Source organism: Kineosporia babensis (assembly GCF_021129305.1).
In the GTDB taxonomy this organism is placed as follows: domain Bacteria; phylum Actinomycetota; class Actinomycetes; order Actinomycetales; family Kineosporiaceae; genus Kineosporia; species Kineosporia babensis.
This window is the reverse complement of the sequence record NZ_JAJOMB010000025.1, coordinates 87,742-106,742: the sequence shown is the minus strand read 5'-3', so window position 1 is coordinate 106,742 and position 19,001 is coordinate 87,742. Positions and strand designations below refer to the sequence as shown.

Below are 19,001 nucleotides of genomic sequence, written 5' to 3'. Positions count from 1 at the left end.
GTGGCCCGCAGCTACCTGCCGGTCCTGCCCGCATTCACCTTGATCGCCCTCCTGGCGTTCCTGGACCCGACCACCAACCTGGCCGTCATCGTCTACACGCTCTCGGTGGCCGCCTCGGCCGGATTCCTGGCGCTGAGCGTCTGGCGGCTACCCCCGGCCGCCCGACGTCCATGGTTCTGGCTCCTCGCCATGCAGGCCAGTGCGTTCGGCGGCGAGATCTGGTCGATGCTCCTGCAGTTCCGCAACAGCGACGCCTGGGCCATGCCCGTGGACATCCTCTACATCACGTCCTACCTCTTCTGCGCCCGCGGGGTACTGGCCCTGGACCGTCAGCGCCACCGCCGCCCTGCCCTGGGCGGCATGCTCGACGCCGGCATCGTCACCACCGCCGCAGCCGTCCTGGCCCTGGTCTTCCTCGTTCTACCCCTGCTCACCGACGCCACCATGACCGTCAGCGACCGGGTGTTCGGCAGCCTCTACCCCCTGATGGACGTCCTCCTGGTCTTCCTGGTCGCCCGCCTGCTGATCGCCGCCAAACCCCGCAGCCGAGCCGCCCTCTGGGTGATCGCCGCCTGCAGCTGCTCCCTGACCGCCGACTTCGCCATGAACGTGATCCTGCTCAGCGGCGGCACCCAGGACTTCCCCCGCTGGATGAACATGCTCTGGGCCTGCTTCTACCTCCTGGTGGCCTGCGGCGCCGCCAGCTCGGCCCACGAGGACACCAGCGGTCCGCCCCCGGACGAGGCAGGTCTCACCACGACCCGTCTAGGAATCCTGGCACTGGCCGCCGGCCTGCCCGCGACCCTGCTCGTCATCCGGGCCGTCCAGGGCCAGGACCAGGCGGCCATGCTCCTGGCCGGCGGCTCCCTGGTCCTGCTGGTCATGGTGGTCGCCCGGATCTGGGACCTGCTGCAGCAAGTACGCCGCCAGTCCGAGCGCCTGGCCCTGATGGCCCGCTCCGACGCGCTGACCGGCGTCGCCAACCGACGTTCCTGGGACTTCGAACTGGCCCGCAGCATGGCCGCCGCCCAGCAGAACCAGAGCGTCCTGCTGATCGCCCTGCTCGACCTCGACCACTTCAAGAAGTACAACGACACCCAGGGCCACCAGGCCGGCGACGACCTGCTGAAGGAGGCGGCCCGGGCCTGGAGCCTGGGCCTCGGCCCGGGCGGGCGGATCGCCCGCTGGGGCGGTGAGGAGTTCGCGGTCGCCCTGCACTGCGACGACCTCGAGGACGGCCTGCCGATCGTGGACGGGTTGCGCGCCTTGGTCCCGTTCGGCCAGACCTGCTCGATCGGGATCGCGATCTGGGACCGCTCGCTGGACGCCGCGAGTGTCGTGCAGGTGGCGGACGAGGAGCTGTACCGGGCCAAGGCGGGCGGGCGCAACCGCAGCTATCTCGCAGGTCAGGAGGTGCGGCTCAGCCCTGCGGAGGCGGCTTCGTCGAAGCCACCGTGACTCAGTCGCCGGTGGCCGGATGGTCCTGATCGTCAGGTACCGAGAGCCCGGTCCAGCCATTCGCCCAGGAGACGTTGCTCGGCCGGGCTCAACGCGTCCAGACGGGGGGCGAGGGCCCGGAAGGCGACCAGTGTGGCGGTCGTGGCATCGCCGGTGGGGGCCGGAGCATCGGTGAGGATCTGCTGGAGCACGCCCTGGAACATGCTGTCGGCCAGGCCCGGATCGCGTTCGCCGGGCGGGGTGCCCAGCAGCAGCTGGATGGTGCCGACACCTGAGGCCTGGATGACGGCCACGGCCCGGGTCTCGCTCACGCTCAGGCGCCCGATCAGGGCCACCCGGTGCACGCGCGCCTGCAGGACCTCGCGACCCCGGCGGGCCGCGGGCGAGCGCACGATCCGCCCGGGATCGCTGAGCAGGCGGAAGACGGCCGGGTTGGCCAGGCCGAAGTCGATCTGGGTCTGCCAGCCGGACCGCAGATCCTCCAGCGGGTCGGCCGCGAGCGCGGTTGCGGCCTTCTGCGCCACGAAGGTGGCCATGACGTGTTCGGCCACCGCTTCCAGCAGGCCGTCCTTGTCGCCGAAGAGCCGGTAGATCGCCGGGGCCTGAACCCCGGCCTCCTGGGCGACGGCGCGGGTGGTCACGGCGGCGGGGCCGTGCTCGCGCAGGAGGCGCGCGGCGACCTCGACGATCGCCGTCCGCCGGTCGGGTGCTTCGCTCACCGCGCCACGATATCAACGCTAACGACTACTTGCTATCGCCGAGATTCCGACGTTAACGTTATTGCGCTATCAACGTTATCGACAAGGAGTCAGTCATGATCATCGTCACCGGCGCCACGGGTGCCCTCAACGGCGCGACCGTCGGCCACCTGCTCCAGCGAGTGCCCGCCCAGGAGCTCGCGGTGGTCACCCGTGACGTGTCCAAGGCCGAGCGTTTCGCCGAGCGCGGGGTCGAGGTCCGCTTCGGCGACTACGCCGCCGTGGACTCCCTGCCGGCCGCGTTCGCGGGGGCCGACCAGCTGCTCCTGGTCTCCTCGAACGACCCGGCGGCCGAGGCGGTCTCCCTGCACCGCAACGCCATCGAGGCGGCCGCGCGAGCAGGAGTTGGGCGCATCCTCTACACCAGCCACCAGGGCGCCGCGCCGGGCTCGTTGTTCAAGCCGGCGCGTGACCACTACGCCACCGAGCAGATCCTGGCCGCCTCCGGGCTGCCGTGGACGTCGCTGCGCAACGGCTTCTACGCGCACAGCCTGACCTGGCTGGCGGGCCCGTGGAAGGAGACCGGACGGATCACGGTTCCCGCCGACGGGCCGGTGTCGTGGACCGCCCGTGAAGACGCGGCCGAGGCCGCCGCGGTCATCCTGACCTCCGAGAGTGCCTACGACGGGCCGGTCACCCTCACGGCCGGTGCAGCGCCGACCTTCGCCGAGGTCGCGCTCATTGCCTCGGAAGTGGCCGGCCGGCCGATCACCATCGAGGTCCTCGACCCGCAGCAGTGGGTAGCCCGCCAGATCGCCTCCGGGCAGCCGGAATTCGTGGCGCGCTTCACCCTCGGCATGTACCAGGCCGCTGAGCAGGGCTTCTTCGCCGGTACCGACCCGCTGCTGAAGTCTCTTCTGGGCCGCGAGCCGCGCACGGTCAAGGATGTCCTTTAGAGGAACTGCTCCAGATCCAGCCGGCCCAGACGTTCGGGATCGGCCAGGGCGTGCAGCACCACCACCTGGCCGTCCCGCACGGTGAAGCCCAGCACCGACACCGGTACCCCGGCCATCGTGACGATCACCCCCGGATCGCCGTTGACCAGCACCGGATGCAGCACCGCCCGGGGACTGGCGAAGCTGCGGGCCCGCATCGCCACCGCCCGCGCGCCCCGGGTCACGTTGGTCAGCGCTGCGTTGGCCAGGCCGCCGTCGGTCCGCACCACCACGTCCGGATCCAGCACGGACACCAGCCGGTCCAGGTCCCCCGAACGAGCAGCCGCAAAGAACGCGTCGACCACCTCCCGCGCGGAGCGGCCGGGCGGGCGGGAGGGGGTCTGGTCGGCGAAATTGGGGACGGCTCCACTCACCCGCCGTCGAGCGCGGTGAGCCAGTTGCTTGGTCGCCGAGGGCGAACGACCGAGCAGATCGCCGATGTCCGCGAACGGCACCGCGAACAGGTCGTGCAGGACGAACGCCACCCGCTCCGGCGGCGCCAGTTCCGAGATCACCACCTGCAGGGCCAGGCCCACCGCATCGGCCAGCACCGCCTCGTGCTCCGGATCGGTGCCGGCCGCGGTGATCACCGGATCCGGCAGCCGTCCCGGCTCGTCCTCGAGGGAGTCCTCCCGCCGGGTGCTGCGGGCCCGCAGCTGATCCAGGCAGATCCGGCTGGTCACGGTCACCAGCCAGCCGCGCAGGTTCTCGATCTCGGCCGGATCGCTGCGCCGGTACCGCAGCCAGGCCTCCTGCACCACGTCGTCGGCCTCGTCCAGCGAGCCCAGCATCCGGTACGCAACCGCCCGCAGATGCCCGCGATGCCCCTCGAACCGGTCCCCGCCGTCCATGCTTCACCCTGGCCTGCCCGGCCCCTTTCTGGCCACGAACAGGTGCGGGGTTGCGCCGTGAGAGGGTTACGCGGGTGATTGCAGCGATTGACGCCGGTCTGACCGACAAGAGCGGCCGCAAGGTGACCCTGCGTGGCGTGGACGACGAGAACTGGCGCTCCGTGGCCGACATCGTCCCCCGCGACGACCAGCGCGACTGGGTGGCCGAGTCCGCCGCCCGCTACCTCCTGCTCAGCCTGCGCGAGGGCCTGTGGCACTCGCTGGCCGTGTACGCCGGCGACGGCGTGGTGGGGCACATCATGCATGCCTACGACGAGGACGACGGCTGCAACTGGATCGGCGGCATGCTGATCGACGCCACCGAGCAGAACACCGGGGTCGGCCGCGCTGCCCTGCTCACCCTGATCGGCTACCTGCAGGAACTGCCCGACGCCCCGGCCGTGCGCCTGTCGGTGCACGAGGAGAACACCGGCGCCCGCAAGCTCTACGCCTCGGCCGGTTTCGTTGACGTGGAGAAGGACGAGGACGGCGACTGGACCTGCGAACTGCCCGCCGCCCCGGCCGGCGACGAGGCCTAGTCACACCAGCATGAGTGGTCAACTGCGCAGCCCTCTCGACGTCCTGGTCCTGCTGGAGGACGACGACGGCGACATTCTGCTCACCAAGCGTTCGGGCCGGGCCCCGGCCAGCGGCATGTGGGCCTTACCCAGCGGGGGAGTGGAGGAGGGAGAGGACGTCGTCGCGACGGTTCAGCGGGAACTGCGCGAGGAACTCGGCCTCCTCGTCGCCCGTGACGACATCACCTGTGTGGCGGTGGTCCACGCCCGGCCGCCGCTGGGCCCGGCCCGGGTCGGGTTCGGCTTCCTGGTCCGGCGCTGGTCCGGCCACCCGCAGATCATGGAGCCGCACCTGTGCTCCGAACTGCGCTGGGTGGGCCCGGAAGAGGTGGCCGCACTGGCCGCGACGGCGCCGGTGATGAGCTACACGCAGGAGATCGTGCGCCTGTGGGTGCAGGGCGAGAGCTTCTCCACCATCGGCTGGAGCGAGGCCCTGCGAACGGTCTGAACCCCTCCTCGCGGATCAGGAGCGCCTCACGACCCGCGAATTTCGCGAATCGGACTAGGCTTCGGTTTGTCCGAGGAGCCGACCTCTGGGGATGGGCGATGCGCGCGGTGCGGTACGCGCAGTACGGCGGGCCGGAAGTGCTGTCCGTCGAGCAGGTCCCGATCCCGCTGCCCGGCCCCACCCAGGTCCGCATCCGGGTGGCCGCGACCAGCGTCAACGCCGCCGACGTCCACGTGCGCAGCGGCTCGATGCGGTTGCTGACCGGCCGGAAGTTCCCCAAGGGCACCGGAATCGACGCCGTCGGCGAGGTCGAGGCGACCGGTGCCGACGTCAGTTCGGTGAGCGTCGGGCAGCGGGTCTGGGCGGTGACGGGGGACGGGCGTGCGTTCGGCGCCCGGCTGGGCTCGGCAGCCGAGTCGGCCCTCTTCGAGCAAGCCCACGTCACCGCCGCCCCTGCTGACGTGACCGACCTGGGCGCCGCCGCCACCGTCATGCCCGCCACCATGGCCGTGCGCACCCTCCGTGAGGCCGCTCGCCTCCTGGCGGGGGAGCGGGTCCTGGTGCGCGGGGCGACCGGCGCGGTCGGCTCGGCCGTGGTCCAGCTGGCCAACGCGCTCGGCGCTCACGTGATCGCCCTCACCAACGCCGCCAACACCGACCTGGCCCAGTCGCTCGGCGCCTCCGAAGTTTTCGACTACGCCACCACCAGGCCCGCAGACATCCGGCTGGTCGACGTCATCGTCGACACCGTCGGTACCGGCCTGATGAACTGGCGTCGACGTCTGGCCCCCGGCGGGCGCATGGTCACCCTGGCCGCCACCCCTGGGGCCCTGGCCTCGGTCGCCGCAGGCCGGGTGATCAGCCTGGCCGGCGGCCCCCGGATGAGCACGTTCATCGCCCAGCCGCCCAACCATTGCATCGCCGAGGCCGCCCGGCACGTGGAGGAGAAGTTTATCCGCCCGGTGATCGACTCGGTCTACCCCTTCGAGCAGGCCACCGCCGCCCACCGCGCCTTCGAGAGCGGAGGCCTGCGCGGCCGCGTGCTGCTGACCCCCTGAGGGAACTTCAAGTGCCTTGATAACAGGCCTTTACATTTTCTTGAACGCAATATTCTCAAGCATTCACAGGACAGGGAAGGCTACTTTCTGGGCCGGGGGTTGGGTTCGCTTCTGGAGAGGGTTGCATGAGCCGGTATCTGGTCACTGGATCGTCGGGGCATCTGGGGGAAGCGCAGGTGCGCACTCTGCGGGCTCGGGGGCATGAGGTTGTCGGGTTTGATGTGCTGCCGGGGCCGTTCACCACGGTGGTCGGCTCGGTCGCTGACGCTGAGGTGGTGCGCTCGGCGGTGTCCGGCGTGGAGTTTGTGCTGCACGCAGCGACTTTGCACAAGCCGCACGTCGGTTCGCACAGTCAGCAGGATTTCATCGACGTGAATGTGTCCGGGACGCTGAATGTTCTGGAAGCGGCGGCTGCGGCGGGGGTCCGCAGTGTGGTCTTCACCAGTAGCACCAGTACCTTCGGGCGAGCGATGACTCCGGCCGTCGGTGAGCCGGTGGCCTGGATCGATGAGGGCGTCGTACCCCAGGTGCGCAACATCTACGGTGCCACGAAAGTCGCGGCGGAGGACCTGTGTGAGCTGGCGGCGCGAGATCGTGGGCTGCCTGTGGTGGTGCTGAAGACGTCGCGGTTCTTCCCGGAGGCGGACGATCGGGATGACATCCGGACGTCGTTCGCGGACACGAATCTCAAGGTGAACGAATTCCTCTACCGCCGAGTGGAATTGATGGACGTCGTGGAGGCCCACCTCCTGGCGGCGGAGAAGGCGCCGGCGCTGGGCTTCGGGCGTTACGTGATCAGCGCGCCCACCCCGTTCACCCGTGACCAAGCTGCACAGCTCGCGCTCGACGCGCCCACCGTCGTCCGTACGCTCTTTCCTGAACTGATGGCGCGCTACGACGAAGCGGGCTGGATCATGTTTCCGGTTCTGGACCGGGTCTACGACAGTGCCAAGGCGCAGGCTGACCTGGGCTGGAAGCCGGCTCACACGTTCGCCGCGGTTGCGGACCGGGCCCTGGCTACCGGTGAATGGCGCAGCGAGCTGGCCCTGAATGTCGGCTGGAAGGGTTATCATTCGGAGCCGACGGGCGTCTACACCGGCTAAGGCAACAGTGCCTACCAACGGACGCCCCACGTCCTTTGTTTGATAACAGGCCTTAGGTTTCGGTTGGCGATCAACGGATATTCTCAACCCCATCAGCGGTGCAAAAGGTTGGGAAACGGCGTGGTTCAGGGATCTGTGGGTTCTGCGGTCGGCGAAGTCGGAGATGAAGAGGGTGGGCGGCTGACTCCCGCCCGGGCTCCTTGGTACAGCCGGATTCTGGACTACCTCTTCCTTCTGGCGACCGGGCCGGCCCTGATCTCGGTCGCCCTGAGCGGTGAGGGCTCGCGGGACGGCGAGCTGACCGCCAGCACGGCCTTCACCATTGTCTTCGGTGGTGTCTGGGTCGTGGTAGGTCTGCTGTGGTCGCTCCTGCGGGTCTGGCGTATCCGTAAGTCGTACAAGGGTGACTCACGCTGGCACACCCGGTTCGCCGGGCGCCGGCTCAACCGGCTGATCCTGGTGGGTACGTCCATCATCGTGCTGGACAGCGGGATGAACATCCTGGTGTCGCGCCACAGCGCCGACGAGGACGGCTCCGCGTTGCGCTGGATGAGCATGATCATGGTCGTCGTGGCCTGGCTGATGCTGCAGCTGGTGTACACCGAGCGCTACGCCCGGATGAATCTGGAGACGGTGCAGGACGAGCGGCACCTGGACTTCCCTGGTCGGGGGCCGGTGACGCTCCTGGACTACGCCTATTTCGCGTTCACCGTCGGCATTGCCTTCTCCACGTCCGACGTCAGCGTCCAGACCACCCGTATGCGGGGTGTCGTGCTCTGCCACACCCTGCTGGCGTTCGTCTACAACACTGCCATTCTGGGCATGGTGCTGGGGCTGGTCACCGCCTGACTCCGATCCGGGGAGGATCCTGGACTGTGGACATACTCTCGGCTCTGGCCTCGTTCGCGCTGGTCGCCGGGCTCCTGACGATCATGCCTGGCCTGGATACCGCTCTGGTGCTGCGCAGTGCCGCCGCCCACGGTCGGGCGCACGCGTTCGCTACTGCCCTGGGGATCAACACCGGCGCGCTGATCTGGGGTGTTGCCGCTGCTGCGGGGGCTACTGCGCTGCTGACGGCCTCGGAGACGGCGTACACCGTGCTGCGGTTCGCCGGCGCGGGCTACTTGGTGTGGATGGGGTTCGGGTTGTTGCGCTCGCTGTGGCGCCGGAGCGCGTCGGTCGAGCTCGGTGCGGCGGTTGAGGGGCGGCCGCGGTTGCTGGTGTCGTACCGGCGCGGGATGACGACGAACCTGCTGAACCCGAAGATCGGGGTTTTCTACATGGCGATGATTCCGCAGTTCATCCCCGAGGGCACGAGTCACCTGCTGATGGGTGTGCTGCTGGCCCTGGTGCACGACATCGAGGGCATGGTGTGGTTCACCGCGCTGATTCTGGGGGTGGAGCGGATCGGTGCGGTGCTGCGGCGTTTGCGGGTCCGGCGGCGTACGGCGCAGCGCTCGCTGGACGGGGTGACGGGTGTGGTGCTGATCGGGTTCGGGGTGGATCTGGCGGTCCGGCAGCACTGAGCTGAGGGGCGGGTGTGGTGTCGGCTGGACCTTCCCCCTAGGGGAAGCCTCATTCTGGATCCGTGTCCGAGACCTTGTTCCTGGTCGGGGAGTTCTCCCGGCTGACGCACCTGACGGCCAAGACGCTGCGTCACTACCACGATGTGGATCTGCTGGTTCCGGCCGTGATCGATGCTGCCACCGGGTACCGCTACTACACGCCCGGGCAGGTACCGCAGGCCCAGCTGATCCGGCGGCTGCGGGACGTGCGGATGCCGGTGCCGCAGATCCGCGAGGTGCTGGCCGCGCCCGAGGGCAGCGAGCGCAACGCGGTGATCGGGTTGCATCTGGAGCGGTTGCAGCAGGAGCTGATCGAGACGGCGACGGCGGTGGGGTCATTGCGTTCGATGCTGGCGGACGACGGTGCGGGGCTGAGTGTGTCGTATCGGCCGGGTGAGAGTGAGAGCGTGCTGTCGTTCACCGATGAGGTCTCGCAGGAGGAGATTGCGCGGTGGTGTCAGGGGGTGTTTCCGCGGTTGTTCGTGGCGGCCCGGCAATGGGAGACGTGGCCCTCGGGTGCGGGTGGCGCGTTGTACTCGGGTGCGTGGTTCAGTGGGCAGGGGCGTTCGGTGACGGCGTTGCTGCCGGTTGATTCTGCTGATCGGGCGCAGGGGGCTGGGCTTGGGGATGTGCGCACCCAGGTGCTGGATGCGCAGCCGTATGCGATTGCGGTGCATCACGGGCCGTATGCCGATATCGACCGGACGTACGGAGCCCTGGGTGAGCACGTGCATGATCTAGGGATCGCGGCCGAGGGGCCGATCCGGGAGAACTATCTGATCAGTCCGGCGGACACGCAGGATCCGTCGGCGTTGCGGACCGAGGTCTGCTGGCCCATCACCCATGTTCCGGGCTGAGTAGTGCAGGTCTGCCCCGTTCCGCTTTCTGCGGGTGGGTTCGGTTTCTACTGAGGGAGTTTCGTCATGTCGGTCAACATTGCTCAGGTGGTCATCGACTGTTCGGATGCGCAGAAGCTGGCCGGGTTCTGGTCGGCGGTGCTGGATCGTCCGGTCGGGGACGGCGCCAACCAGTTCGTCGCCACCTTGCCGGGTGGTCCGGGTGAGACGTCGTTGATGTTGCTCGCGGTTCCGGAGGGTAAGCAGTCCAAGAATCGTCTGCACCTGGATCTGGGTCTGTCCGAGGGTTCGGACTGGCAGAAGGAGCTGGAGCGGATCCTGGCGCTCGGGGCCACGCAGGTGTCTGAGCACCGGGAGTACGGCATTCACTGGGTGTGCCTGCAGGATCCGGAGGGCAACGAGTTCGACCTTGCGGTCGGTCACTGACCTGTTCGTCAGGGGCTGTAGTTTTCCGCTGTGTTCCGAGTGCAGCTGTCCCCTGACGAACGCCGCGAGCAGCACATGTTGCGCGGTACCGGTCTTGCCATGGTTCTGGGCTGGGGTGTTCTGACGCTGGCGATGCTGGTGTGGGGTGGGTCGCAGGGGTATCTGGCGTTCGTGGATCCGGTGGTTCTGCCCTTCGACACCGGCGGGGAGGTCTCCGCTGCTGCGGTGTCCGGTTCGCCGCTGGGTATTGCCCTGCATGCGGTGGTCATCTTCGCGGCGGTGGTGCTGTGCGCGGGTCTGCCTGTGGAGCGTGCGCAGTCGCGCGCGGTGTGAGGTGGTGTCGGGCAGGTCTTCGGCGGGATTGCCGGGGCGGTCAGCGGGTACCTGGGTTCGCGGATCTCCTCGTTGATCACCCGGGTTGCTGACTGCCGGTACGAGGGGTGCTGGCCGGAGGATACTCAGGTCTGGGCGGTGTTCGTTCCGGTCGGGTTGCTCGGCCTCACGATGGTGGTGATGGGTCTGGCCTGCCGGCGACTGTCCTGGCGGGTGCGGGCGCTCACTCCTGCCATCGTCTGGGCGGGGGCTACCGTCGTGCTGAGTGTGCTGTGGCAGCCGCTGCTTATGCCGCTGTTCGAAGGTCCCCCGGTCTGAGGCGCTGGTTCAGCGAGCGCGGCGGCGGGCTTCGATCAGGGTACGGGTGGAGTGGGCCACGAACGGTTCGCCGGTGCGGAGTTTTTCGTCGAGGGTGCGCAAGTGCTGGTCGTAGCGTTCGACGTCGAAGTCGGGGACCCACCATGGGCAGCGTCGTAGGGTCCAGACCACGGCGCCGATGTCGTGAAATTCCATCCGGCAGCGGGCGGTGCGTACTTCGGTGATCTCGAAGCCGGCCTTTTGAGCGTCCTTTGCTTCTTGTTCTGGGTCTCTGGCGTGCCGGGCGCTGGAGAGGGGGCCGAGGAAGTGCTCGATGAGTTCGAAAGCTGAGGCGGGGCCGACGTGCTGGGCGAAGTAGGTGCCGCCGTCGCGCAGGATACGGGCGATCTCGTGCCAGTGCGGGGTGATCGGGTGGCGGCTGGTGACGAGGTCGAAGGTGGCGTCGGCGAAGGGCATGCGGTCGGTGGTGCATTCGACGAGGTTCACGCCGCGGGGTTGCAGCAGGGTGCGGGCTTTGGCGGCGTTGGGCGGCCAGGCTTCGGTGGCGCTCATCTGCTGGGCCAGGCGCGGCATCCCGGCGAGGACTTCCCCGCCGCCGGTGTCCAGGTCGACGGCGTGCTCGGCTTGGGGCAGCCGCTGGGCGAGTTGGCGGGTGTACCCCCAGGGCGGGCGTTCTTCGGTGGCGCGGCCGTTCAGCCAGGAGAAGTCCCAGCCAGTGACGTCGGCTTGGCCGGCTTCGGTGACCAGGTCGTCGTAGGTACGCATGCTCAGGCGTTCAGGAGGGCGAGGGCGGCTTGGGTGTTCCATTCGGCGATGTTCTGCATGCCTTCGCGGTGGGGGAAGTCGCCGTCCAGCAGGCGCAGGGGTCCGGCGACCAGGGACAGGCGCATGGCCAGCCGGTACAGGCGCAGGCGGTTCTCGTCCAGGTCGTTCGCGCCGGCGAGTTCGCGCAGGAGGGGGTAGCGCTCGTTGAAGCGGATCTCCAGGAACACGTGCTCCCATTCCACGTCGAAGAACAGCATGCCTTCCACGTCGATCAGGACCGCCTCGGCGTTGGCGCTGACCAGGACGTGGTCGGGGCCGAGTTCGCCGTGGATCAGGCAGTACTCGGCGCGGGGGCTGACCGCGGCCCTGAGCTCTTTCAGTTTCCCGGCGAGTTCTTCGCGGACGGCGGCGATGCGGGGCTCCCGTCGGGCGGATTCGTCCAGGTCGGCGAGCGCGCGGTCCAGGACGAGTTGTTCGCAGGACGTGCCGTGTGGGGTGATGCCGGAGCGGAACTGTTCCAGGGTTCCGTACGTCGGTGAGTGGTGCTTGCGCAGACGCTGCAGGATCTTGGCCAGGTCGCGGGTGGCTGTGTCTGCGGTGGCGGGGTCTGTGGCGTAGAGGGTTTCGAGTGTCCCGCCGGTCAGGTCCTCGACCACGGCCACGTTCTGGGTGGCGTCGGTCAGGTAGATGTGGGCGGCGCGGGCTCCGATCTGCTCCAGGGTGTGCTGGGCGTCGAGGTAGCGCTGCATGCCGGTGGCGGGGGCGAAGACGTCGTGGGGGTCGTGTGCTGGGGTGTGGGCGGTGGGGTCTTCCCAGTAGTTCTCGTCGGCTGCCCAGCTGTACACGATGACGGACGCGGGGGCTTGTCTGTTTGGGGCCGCCGGCGCTTGGAGGTGGACCCGGTAGACGCCCTTCTTGGTGCCGCCGCGCAATCGGTCCACGGAGGTGATGGTGACCTCCGCGCCGAGAGCTTGCTGGACGATGGCGGAAAGGTCTTCTGCTTCAGCGGTTCGGCGCACCTGGTGACGCTAGTGCAGATCGCTCATTCCGGGCACCTGGATTTCCTGGCCTGCGCCGGCAGCTTCAGGACTCCGGTGATTGCGGACGTGTCCGGTCGGGCTGACGGTTGCCGGCTACCCGGGGACGTCGGCGCGCGGGTTTGGGGGTACGGGGTGCCAGGGGTGCGGGTGGCTTGTCCTGGGTGTTCAGCTTGAGGGCGCGCACTTCGGCGAGTGCTGTTTCCCGGGCCTGCTGTAGTTGCTGGATCTGTTCGTCGTGGCGGGCCTGCAGCTGGGTCACGGTGTCGTGGTGACGTTGCTCGTCGTGGGCCAGGCGGGTATTCAGGTCGGCGGTGCGCTCGCCGGCCTGGCGCAGCTCAAGGGTGGTGGTGGCCAGTTGCAGGTCGAGCTGGGTGATCCGGGTGCGCTGGTCCTGGGCGGTGTCGAGGAGTTCGGCGTGTTCGCGGCGCAGTCGTTCCAGGGCTTCGCGGAGCGTGCCGAGTTCGGCTTCGGCCTGGCCGCGGGCGCGTTCGTGGTCAGCGACCTGTTTCCAGGCCTCGTCGCGGATGCGCTCGGTCTCGGTGTGGGCCTGCTCGGCACGTTTGAGGGCCTGGTCCTTGGCTTCTTTGTTCTTGCGGGCCTCGGCGAGTGCTTCGCGGCGGGCCTGCTCGGCCTGCTGTTCTCCCTCGGCTGCCCGGGCTGCTTCGGCGTGGGCTTCGCCGGCCTCGGCCTCGGCGGCCTGGACCCGGGCCAGGGCTCCGGTCTCGGCCTGCTCGAAGCGGGTCATCAGCGCGTTCAGCTGGTCGCTGAGCTGGCGGGCCACGGGCAGGACGCCAGCGGTGGCCTCCCGGGCCAGGGCCAGGGGGTCGGCGACGGCGGCCAGGTCGTTGGCCCGGCGCTGACGGGACGCTGCGTCCGCGTGTGCTTTTGAGCAGTACCGGGCCCGGCGTCCGCCCTTGGGCCGGCCGAGTTCGTCGCGTGGGCGTGGCGGCAGCGGCTCGTCACAACCGTCCAGGCCGCACGTGGGTTCTGCGTCTTTCTTGGCGGCCCGCAGCGGCTCGGCCGCCTCAGCGTTGTCAGTGCTGGTGGCGGTGAGGTCGATCGTGGACTCAGCGGCGTCGGGTTCAGGGCTTTTCGTGCTCACCCCGGCAGTCTGGCGTATCCGGCCAGGCGTGCCGCCCACCCCTGTCTGTCCTGACCCGGCCCGGTGCCCAGGGCGACCTTTGAAGCGCAGGTGCGGGCACCGTCCCTGGTTCGAAGGTGTGATGCTGGGCCGGTGACGGACGATGCACCGCGGGAGCGGGCCTGGTACGCGGTCCGGTGTGTCTTTCAGTCCGGCTGGCCGCCCGCTTCCGAGGCTTCTTGCGATGCCCGGGCGTACGAGGAGCGGATCACTTTGTGGCGGGCACTCTCGGCGGACGACGCGATCGAACGGGCGCAGGCCGAGGCCCGTGAGTACGCGGCCACGATCACCGAGCATCCCGACACCTACCTCGGCCTGGCCCAGTCGTACCGGCTGTTCGACGAGCCCGCGGACGGCGCCGAGATCTTCTCCCTGGTGCGCTTGAGCGATCTGGCGGCGGAGCAGTACCTGGACCGGCACTTCGACACCGGTCAGGAGTGCCAGAAAGCAGTAGCAGAGGACGATGGCGGCGGCTTCGGCGCGGACCTTGCGTGAGGGGCGGGTGACAGAAAAACCTGGCACGTCCTGTCACGTGGGGTGGCGAGGGGCGTCTTCGTGAACCGTGCGTCAATGTCTGGCGTCATCTGGTAGCGGCCGGGCCTCGGAAGATGACAGCGGACATATCCGGACGACAGCATGGGCGCCGTGGTCACCCCCTCCAGCCCCGACCTGGACCCGGCTCAGCGACCTGCGGATGCTCCTGATCCCGCGGTCCTGGCCCGGCAGGCACGCCGACTGAGCGCTTGGGCACGTGTCGTCCTGGTCCCTGTCGCCATCATCGGCGCCGTTCTTTCCTACCAGAGCCTGTACAAGGCCGCCGAGCCAACGTTCGGCCCGTATCTGGCAGCCGGTTTCCCGCTGCTGGTCGACCTGCTGATCCTGGGCGCCTCGCTGCAGTACGTGGCCGGCGCCAAGGTGGGCCGGCCGATGACGGGCTGGCGGCTGACCGCGCACTGCGGGGTCGTGGCAACGCTGTTCCTGAACGCCCTGGCCTCCCGCAACCTGGGGGAGGTGCCCTGGCACGTGACCGCCCCCGCGGTGTGGGCCGTGCTGGTCGAGCTGACCGGCAAGCAGGTCCTGGGCCAGTGGAAGGCCGCGAACTTCGGCCCCAGCGCCTCCATCCCCCCGTCGCTGTGGATCTCCGCCCCGATCGAGTCCTTCCGCACCCGCCTGCTGATGGCCCGTACCGGTGTGGCCGACGCCCACCAGGCCCGCATCGGCCTGGGCACCACCGCGGCCGCTCGTGAAGCCCTGAACCTGGCCCTGCCCCGGCGCGTCAACGACCGCCGCGACGCCAAGCGCGTGCGCCGTGTCGTGAACCGTCAGATGCGCGCCGGAAGCCTTCCCCCGCAAGCTGTTCTCGGCGCTGTCGGCTGGACCGACCCCCACCAGCAGTCCGAACGCAGCCCCGAGAAGATCCTGCGCTCGGTCGTCCACGAGATCCTGCGCCCCGAAGAAACCGACACCGTCGTAGCTGCCCAGCCCCCCGTCCCCGTCCAGACCCCGGCCGTCCCTGAGGCCTTCGGCGGCGAGCGCCAGGTCATCGTGCTGCCCGACGACGTACCCACACCGCACAACGGCGCCCCGCATGTCCCGCAGGTGGCGGAGCCCCGCGAGCACGGGCCTGCCCCGGTTGCTCCGGCCGCTGTCGCGCTCGCTGATGCCGCTGCCGCGTCGAACGGTTCGCCTACCCCCAACGGCGTGCCTGTCCCCGCCCACACGGTCGCCGCAACCCATGGTGCGGCTGGCGTGGACGGTTCGCTGCCTCCGGTTGCCACCAACGGCTCCGCTGTCCCGGTCAACCCGAGCATCCAGCCTGCTGCCCCTGCTGTCCCCGCGGCGGAGAGCTTCGACGCTCACGTCCAGAACGGTGCGAACCCGGTCCCCGCCGCGGCAACCGAGCAGTTCACCGCCCCCATGAGCGCCGAGCCCGACTCGTCCTTCAGCGAGCGCCAGCCCGAACCCGAGCCCACCCGCCCGGTCCAGCCCCAGCCCGCCGGCGCCAGCCTGTGGGCCGCAGCCCAGGCCCGGACGAACGGCCCCGACACCGCCGGCATCCCCACCGCCCCCGCGCCCCAGGCGAGTTATGCGCCCGCGGCGGGCACCCCGTCCTCTGCTGGAAACCCGGCCACCCACGGATGGCAGCCCACTGCGCCGCTGCCCCAGAGCACGGACACGCACCTGCTCGACGCCGACCAGCCGTTCCCGGACCCGAACGCCCACCGTCAGCGCTCTTCCGAGAACGCCACCGAGACCGGCTCGATCCTGATCAGCGGCCGTCCCACGGCCAAGCAGAAGGAAGAGCGCCTCGACATCGCGGTGCGCATCCTCAACCGCAACCCCGACATCACCGGCGCCGAACTGCGCGCCGAGCTGGAGAAGGAAGGCTGGGTGGTCAGCGACCGCACCGCCGCCCGGATCCTCGGTGAAGCCCGCCAGATCCCGCCGCTGCGGGCTGTGCGGTACTGACCGCTCGCCGGTACCAAAAAAGAAGGGGCGCTTCACGGAAAACCGTGAAGCGCCCCTTCTGACGTCACCCGAGCGGACGGGTGCCGGGCGGCCCGACCCGGACCGCTGATCACGAACCGTCCCGAAACGGGCCCGACTTCCGCCCCCACCGTCCAGGACCAACATCCTTCAACATGTTGTGCCAGCGTTAAGCGCCGAATCCCAGATGTAGCGTTGGCGGGCCGTGTCGTGCCTCGCGACCGGCCAGGGAATCCGGTGCGAGCCCGGAACTGCCCCGCAACGGTGAGCGCCGTGCCACATCACGCACCAGCACGAGCGCGAGTCCGACCCCTGCCGCACGTGCTGTACGGACGCCCCGTGGGAGGGCCGACATGACACACATCCATGCCGTGGACACCGTGAGCGAGTACCTGAACCGCAGCGACTGGCGGGTCAACGCGAACGCCAACCAGGGCTACTCACTGGGCGGGCTGATCCTGAACACCGCCGGCAAGGTCATCGCGAACTACTGGCTTCAGGAGGTGTACCCGCCGGCCGTCGCCCACGCTCACCGCGACGGTGACCTGCACATCCACGACCTCGACATGCTGGCCGGCTACTGCGCCGGCTGGTCCCTGCGCACCCTCCTGGAGGAAGGGTTCGCCGGGGTGGCCGGGCAGATCGACTCCGGCCCGCCCCGGCACTTCTCCGCCGCCACCGGGCAGATCGTGAACTTCCTGGGCACCCTGCAGAACGAATGGGCCGGCGCCCAGGCCTTCAGCTCCTTCGACACCTACCTGGCACCGTTCGTCCGCCAGGACGCCATGACCTACCCGCAGGTGCGCCAGTGCATCCAGGAAATGGTCCACAACCTGAACGTGCCCTCCCGCTGGGGCACCCAGACCCCGTTCACCAACCTGACCTTCGACTGGGTCTGCCCACCCGACCTGAAGGACGACACACCCCGCATCGGCGGGCACCCCTGCACCTTCACGTACGGGGACCTGCAGACCGAGATGGACCTCGTCAACCAGGCCTTCATCGAGGTGATGGCCACCGGCGACGCGAGCGGACGGGTGTTCACCTTCCCGATCCCCACCTACAACATCACCGACGACTTCGACTGGGACAGTCCCAATGCCGGGCGCCTGTTCGCGATGACCGCCAGGTACGGGCTCCCGTACTTCCAGAACTTCGTCAACTCCGACCTCGAGCCCGGCATGATCCGCTCGATGTGCTGCCGCCTGCAACTCGACCTCACCGAACTGCTCAAACGCGGCAACGGACTGTTCGGCAGCGCAGAACAAACCGGTTCCCTCGGCGTGGTCACCATCAACTGCGCCCGCCTGGGCCACCGCCATCCCGGCGACGAACCGGCCCTGCTGTCCGCCCTCGACGACCTGCTCGAGGTGGCCTGCGAGAGCCTGGAGATCAAACGCCGCACCGTGCAGGACCTCATCGACGCCGGCCTGTTCCCCTACACCCGGCGCTACCTGGCCACCCTGGACAACCACTTCTCCACCATCGGGGTCAACGGCGTCAACGAAATGATCCGTAACTTCACCGGCGATGAGCACGACATCACCCACCCCGCCGGGCACGCACTCGCCCTACGGCTCCTCGATCACGTCCGCGAGCGCATGATCGACTTCCAGGAACGCACCGGCCACCTGTACAACCTGGAGGCCACCCCCGCCGAGGGAACCACGTACCGTTTCGCCAAGGAGGACCGCCGCCGCTTCCCGTCCATCCTGCAGGCCGGCACGGACACCAACCCGTACTACACGAACTCCACCCAGCTGCCCGCCGGCTTCACCGACGACGCCTTCGAGGCCCTGCACCGCCAGGACGAGCTGCAGACCCGCTACACCGGCGGCACCGTCCTGCACCTGTACATGTCCGAGCAGATCACCACCGCCCAGGCCTGCAAGAACCTCGTACGCCGCAGCCTGGAGACCTTCTCCCTGCCGTACCTGACCGTGACCCCCACGTTCTCGATCTGCCCCGGCCACGGCTACCTCGCCGGGGAACACACCACCTGCCCGGCGTGCGGCGGTGACTGCGAAGTGTGGACGCGGGTGATGGGCTACCACCGTCCGGTCACCTCGTTCAACATCGGCAAGCAGGGCGAGCACAGCGAGCGCGTCCACTTCCAGGAGAACAAGATCCCCACCCTGACCGGGACGACAGGGTCAGGGGTAGGGGCGTGATCCGGATCGGGGGATGGTCACGGCTGTCCACCTGTGACTGGCCCGGCCGGCTGGTCACCACGCTCTTCTGCCAGGGCTGCCCGTGGCGCTGCGGCTACTGCCACAACCCCACCCTCCTGAACCCACGAACCCCCGCCGCCGTCACCTGGCCCGAGGTGCGCGCGCACTTGCGTCAACGACAGAAACTGGTGGACGGGGTGGTGTTCTCCGGCGGGGAACCCCTCCTCCAGAGGGGGCTGGCTGCGGCAATGAAAGACGTGCGGGAGCTGGGTTTCGCAGTCGGGCTCCACACGGGCGGCGCGTACCCTCGCCGGTTCGGGCAACTGCTGGCCGAGAGCCTGATCGACTGGGTGGGCTTCGACATCAAAGCCCACCCAGAGGAGTACGACACCATCACCGCCGCACCCCGCAGCGCAGCACCCGCCCTGCGCAGCCTGCACCTGCTGCGCAGCAGTGGCCTGCCCCACCAGTTGCGCACCACTCGTGACCCCGAGCGCTTCGGCGAGCACCACGTCGAGCATCTGGCCTCCTGGCTGCACGAGCAGAACCTCAGCTCCGAGCACACCTGGCAGGACGCCCGCACCCCGGCCTGAGCTAACCCCCTGCCCAGCCCGGCCTCCGAGCTGGGCAGCGTACCGGCCTCAGGGCGAGGCCTGCCGTTGAGGGCCAC

21 protein-coding genes and 1 riboswitch are annotated in these 19,001 nt (G+C 69.1%); of the genes, 16 read left to right on the top strand and 5 right to left on the bottom strand.

Features of this window, described 5'->3' with window-relative positions:
• Positions 1-1,458 (top strand): GGDEF domain-containing protein, encoded by a 1,458-nt coding sequence (locus LR394_RS43390; RefSeq protein ID WP_231448741.1) that lies wholly within the window; start codon positions 1-3, stop codon positions 1,456-1,458.
• A 32-nt stretch (positions 1,459-1,490) separates the two neighbouring features.
• On the opposite strand, the gene LR394_RS34000 is transcribed toward LR394_RS43390, so the two are convergent.
• A complete protein-coding gene (locus LR394_RS34000; protein ID WP_231448740.1) occupies positions 1,491-2,177 on the bottom strand; it encodes a TetR/AcrR family transcriptional regulator in 687 nt (228 codons plus the stop codon).
• Between the two features lie 95 nt (positions 2,178-2,272).
• Between LR394_RS34000 and LR394_RS33995 the strand changes: the two genes are divergently transcribed.
• Positions 2,273-3,112, top strand: coding sequence for an NmrA family NAD(P)-binding protein (locus LR394_RS33995; protein ID WP_231448739.1), 840 nt, complete (start codon positions 2,273-2,275; stop codon positions 3,110-3,112).
• Here LR394_RS33995 and LR394_RS33990 read toward each other — a convergent pair.
• The gene (locus LR394_RS33990) at positions 3,109-4,002 is read right to left on the bottom strand and encodes a sigma-70 family RNA polymerase sigma factor (protein WP_231448738.1); all 894 of its coding nucleotides are present in this window, start codon (positions 4,000-4,002) and stop codon (positions 3,109-3,111) included. The genes LR394_RS33995 and LR394_RS33990 overlap by 4 nt on opposite strands.
• Positions 4,003-4,079: 77 nt before the next feature.
• Between LR394_RS33990 and LR394_RS33985 the strand changes: the two genes are divergently transcribed.
• The 10 genes from LR394_RS33985 (at position 4,080) to LR394_RS33940 (ending at position 10,727) form a co-directional block, all read left to right on the top strand.
• Positions 4,080-4,580 carry a GNAT family N-acetyltransferase gene (locus LR394_RS33985; RefSeq protein WP_407937184.1) on the top strand — a complete coding sequence of 167 codons (501 nt, stop codon included), beginning with the start codon at positions 4,080-4,082 and terminating at the stop codon, positions 4,578-4,580.
• A gap of 10 nt (positions 4,581-4,590) precedes the next feature.
• Positions 4,591-5,067, top strand: coding sequence for an NUDIX domain-containing protein (locus LR394_RS33980; RefSeq protein WP_231448736.1), 477 nt, complete (start codon positions 4,591-4,593; stop codon positions 5,065-5,067).
• Between the two features lie 98 nt (positions 5,068-5,165).
• Positions 5,166-6,125 (top strand): NAD(P)-dependent alcohol dehydrogenase, encoded by a 960-nt coding sequence (locus LR394_RS33975; protein ID WP_231448735.1) that lies wholly within the window; start codon positions 5,166-5,168, stop codon positions 6,123-6,125.
• 125 nt (positions 6,126-6,250) lie between these two features.
• Positions 6,251-7,228, top strand: a complete 978-nt coding sequence (locus tag LR394_RS33970) for an NAD-dependent epimerase/dehydratase family protein (protein ID WP_231448734.1) — start codon at positions 6,251-6,253, stop codon at positions 7,226-7,228.
• A 120-nt stretch (positions 7,229-7,348) separates the two neighbouring features.
• Positions 7,349-8,077 (top strand): DUF1345 domain-containing protein, encoded by a 729-nt coding sequence (locus LR394_RS33965; RefSeq protein WP_231448733.1) that lies wholly within the window; start codon positions 7,349-7,351, stop codon positions 8,075-8,077.
• Positions 8,078-8,103: 26 nt separating this feature from the next.
• A complete protein-coding gene (locus LR394_RS33960; protein WP_231448732.1) occupies positions 8,104-8,754 on the top strand; it encodes a LysE family translocator in 651 nt (216 codons plus the stop codon).
• A gap of 62 nt (positions 8,755-8,816) precedes the next feature.
• Complete coding sequence (locus LR394_RS33955; RefSeq protein WP_231448731.1) at positions 8,817-9,650, top strand: MerR family transcriptional regulator; 834 nt, start codon at positions 8,817-8,819, stop codon at positions 9,648-9,650.
• A 66-nt stretch (positions 9,651-9,716) separates the two neighbouring features.
• The gene (locus tag LR394_RS33950; RefSeq protein WP_231448730.1) at positions 9,717-10,076 is read left to right on the top strand and encodes a VOC family protein; all 360 of its coding nucleotides are present in this window, start codon (positions 9,717-9,719) and stop codon (positions 10,074-10,076) included.
• Between the two features lie 30 nt (positions 10,077-10,106).
• Positions 10,107-10,409, top strand: a complete 303-nt coding sequence (locus LR394_RS33945) for a G protein-coupled receptor family protein (RefSeq protein WP_231448729.1) — start codon at positions 10,107-10,109, stop codon at positions 10,407-10,409.
• A 138-nt stretch (positions 10,410-10,547) separates the two neighbouring features.
• Positions 10,548-10,727, top strand: coding sequence for a hypothetical protein (locus LR394_RS33940; RefSeq protein WP_231448728.1), 180 nt, complete (start codon positions 10,548-10,550; stop codon positions 10,725-10,727).
• A gap of 9 nt (positions 10,728-10,736) precedes the next feature.
• On the opposite strand, the gene LR394_RS33935 is transcribed toward LR394_RS33940, so the two are convergent.
• The 3 genes from LR394_RS33935 to LR394_RS33925 all read right to left on the bottom strand — a co-directional run bounded on the left by LR394_RS33935 (position 10,737) and on the right by LR394_RS33925 (position 13,634).
• A complete protein-coding gene (locus LR394_RS33935) occupies positions 10,737-11,492 on the bottom strand; it encodes a class I SAM-dependent methyltransferase (RefSeq protein WP_231448727.1) in 756 nt (251 codons plus the stop codon).
• 2 nt (positions 11,493-11,494) lie between these two features.
• Positions 11,495-12,511 carry a phosphotransferase gene (locus tag LR394_RS33930; RefSeq protein WP_231448726.1) on the bottom strand — a complete coding sequence of 339 codons (1,017 nt, stop codon included), beginning with the start codon at positions 12,509-12,511 and terminating at the stop codon, positions 11,495-11,497.
• Between the two features lie 64 nt (positions 12,512-12,575).
• Positions 12,576-13,634, bottom strand: a complete 1,059-nt coding sequence (locus tag LR394_RS33925; protein ID WP_231448725.1) for a coiled-coil domain-containing protein — start codon at positions 13,632-13,634, stop codon at positions 12,576-12,578.
• A gap of 132 nt (positions 13,635-13,766) precedes the next feature.
• Between LR394_RS33925 and LR394_RS33920 the strand changes: the two genes are divergently transcribed.
• The 4 genes from LR394_RS33920 (at position 13,767) to LR394_RS33905 (ending at position 18,924) form a co-directional block, all read left to right on the top strand.
• Positions 13,767-14,168: a DUF4288 domain-containing protein gene (locus LR394_RS33920; RefSeq protein WP_231448724.1), complete on the top strand. Its 402-nt coding sequence runs from the start codon at positions 13,767-13,769 to the stop codon at positions 14,166-14,168.
• A gap of 141 nt (positions 14,169-14,309) precedes the next feature.
• Positions 14,310-16,142 (top strand): DUF2637 domain-containing protein, encoded by a 1,833-nt coding sequence (locus tag LR394_RS33915; protein ID WP_231448723.1) that lies wholly within the window; start codon positions 14,310-14,312, stop codon positions 16,140-16,142.
• 200 nt (positions 16,143-16,342) lie between these two features.
• A riboswitch (cobalamin riboswitch) is annotated at positions 16,343-16,494 on the top strand.
• Positions 16,495-16,513: 19 nt separating this feature from the next.
• Positions 16,514-18,331, top strand: a complete 1,818-nt coding sequence (locus LR394_RS33910) for a ribonucleoside triphosphate reductase (RefSeq protein WP_231448722.1) — start codon at positions 16,514-16,516, stop codon at positions 18,329-18,331.
• Complete coding sequence (locus tag LR394_RS33905; RefSeq protein ID WP_231448721.1) at positions 18,328-18,924, top strand: anaerobic ribonucleoside-triphosphate reductase activating protein; 597 nt, start codon at positions 18,328-18,330, stop codon at positions 18,922-18,924. The genes LR394_RS33910 and LR394_RS33905 overlap by 4 nt, the downstream gene beginning before the upstream one ends.
• Positions 18,925-19,001 lie beyond the last annotated feature (77 nt).

Bases quoted from the DNA above. Each gene is read 5' to 3' on its own strand.
- LR394_RS33915 (WP_231448723.1), top strand. From the start codon at position 14,310: ATGGGCGCCGTGGTCACCCCCTCCAGCCCCGACCTGGACCCGGCTCAG.
- LR394_RS33970 (WP_231448734.1), top strand. From the start codon at position 6,251: ATGAGCCGGTATCTGGTCACTGGATCGTCGGGGCATCTGGGGGAAGCG.
- LR394_RS33950 (WP_231448730.1), top strand. From the start codon at position 9,717: ATGTCGGTCAACATTGCTCAGGTGGTCATCGACTGTTCGGATGCGCAG.
- LR394_RS33995 (WP_231448739.1), top strand. From the start codon at position 2,273: ATGATCATCGTCACCGGCGCCACGGGTGCCCTCAACGGCGCGACCGTC.
- LR394_RS33990 (WP_231448738.1), bottom strand. From the start codon at position 4,002: ATGGACGGCGGGGACCGGTTCGAGGGGCATCGCGGGCATCTGCGGGCG.
- LR394_RS33980 (WP_231448736.1), top strand. From the start codon at position 4,591: ATGAGTGGTCAACTGCGCAGCCCTCTCGACGTCCTGGTCCTGCTGGAG.
- LR394_RS33910 (WP_231448722.1), top strand. From the start codon at position 16,514: ATGACACACATCCATGCCGTGGACACCGTGAGCGAGTACCTGAACCGC.
- LR394_RS33975 (WP_231448735.1), top strand. From the start codon at position 5,166: ATGCGCGCGGTGCGGTACGCGCAGTACGGCGGGCCGGAAGTGCTGTCC.
- LR394_RS33935 (WP_231448727.1), bottom strand. From the start codon at position 11,492: ATGCGTACCTACGACGACCTGGTCACCGAAGCCGGCCAAGCCGACGTC.